The sequence below is a fragment of the Pseudomonas psychrophila genome (assembly GCF_001043005.1).
Taxonomy (GTDB): Bacteria; Pseudomonadota; Gammaproteobacteria; order Pseudomonadales; family Pseudomonadaceae; genus Aquipseudomonas; species Aquipseudomonas psychrophila.
The window spans coordinates 1-1,022 of record NZ_JYKZ01000031.1 but is presented as its reverse complement, the minus strand read 5'-3'; the positions used below and the strand labels follow the sequence as shown (position 1 = coordinate 1,022).

Here is a 1,022-nt window from a genome sequence, read left to right as displayed (position 1 = left end):
TGAATCACAGTAAATAAATGAAACTCTGCGTGGGAAGGGCGAGTCAACACGTTTGTCGATGTTATGACTTCCGAAATTTCATCAGGAGAAATCCCATGAGCAGCACTGGCGATAAGATCAAAGGAATGGCGAACGAAGCAGTAGGTAACGTCAAACAGGCCGTCGGTAAAGCGACAGATAACGATAAGTTGCGAGCAGAGGGCAAAGCCCAGGAATTGAAAGGCGAAGGCCAGCAGGCTGTCGGCAAAGTCAAAGATGCAGTGAAAAAGACCGTAGACAAAGCCTGATAGCATCCGCTGCGACAGATCAAAACGGTCATCCTTGGGATGGCCGTTTTTACAGGTTCAGGTGTTAAGTGTTTCCAGAGTTCGCCAGCACGGCTACTTTTGAGGTAAAACCCCACCCTTGAATGTATTGAACCGATTTTCAGGCGGCGAAAGGAGACGCTATGTTTTTTCCGGTCTTGAATGGCCTGCCCTTGGGCAAAGTCTTGATCCGCACGGTCAAAGAGTTTATCGACGATGAAATGTCGACCTACGCCTCGGCATTGGCTTATCAAATGTTGTTCTCGCTCTTTCCGTTCATTCTGTTTCTGATTGCATTGATCGGTTTCCTGCACCTTCCGGACTTCTTCACCTGGCTGCGCCTGCAGTCAGAGCTGGTGTTACCACCGCAAGCGCTGGAGCAGGTCAACCCGGTCATCGATCAATTGCAGCAGTCCAAGGGTGGATTGCTGTCGGTGGGTATCGTGATTGCGCTGTGGACGGCTTCGGCCGGCGTACGGTTGATGATGAGCGCGATGAATGCGGCCTACGATGTGGTTGAGGGGCGGCCCATCTGGAAGCGCTTCCCGCTGTCGATCTTCTACACCGTCGGGATTGCCGGCATGCTGCTGGCCGCGGCGGCGCTTATGGTGCTTGGCGCGCAGGTGATGAGCTGGCTTGCCGGGCAGGTAGGGCTTGAGGAGTTCGTCGTGACCCTGTGGACCATGCTGCGTTGGCCGGTCATCGTTCTGTTGTTGA

2 protein-coding genes are annotated in these 1,022 nt (G+C 53.4%); both read left to right on the top strand.

Translation table 11 applies throughout. The features are described 5' to 3' along the window. Positions 1–95: 95 nt before the first annotated feature. Positions 96–287, top strand: coding sequence for a CsbD family protein (locus TU76_RS23860; RefSeq protein WP_048352620.1), 192 nt, complete (start codon positions 96–98; stop codon positions 285–287). Positions 288–448: 161 nt separating this feature from the next. Beyond that, positions 449–1,022 (top strand): YihY/virulence factor BrkB family protein (locus TU76_RS23855; protein WP_048352619.1); only part of this gene is annotated, 574 nt, incomplete at its 3' end.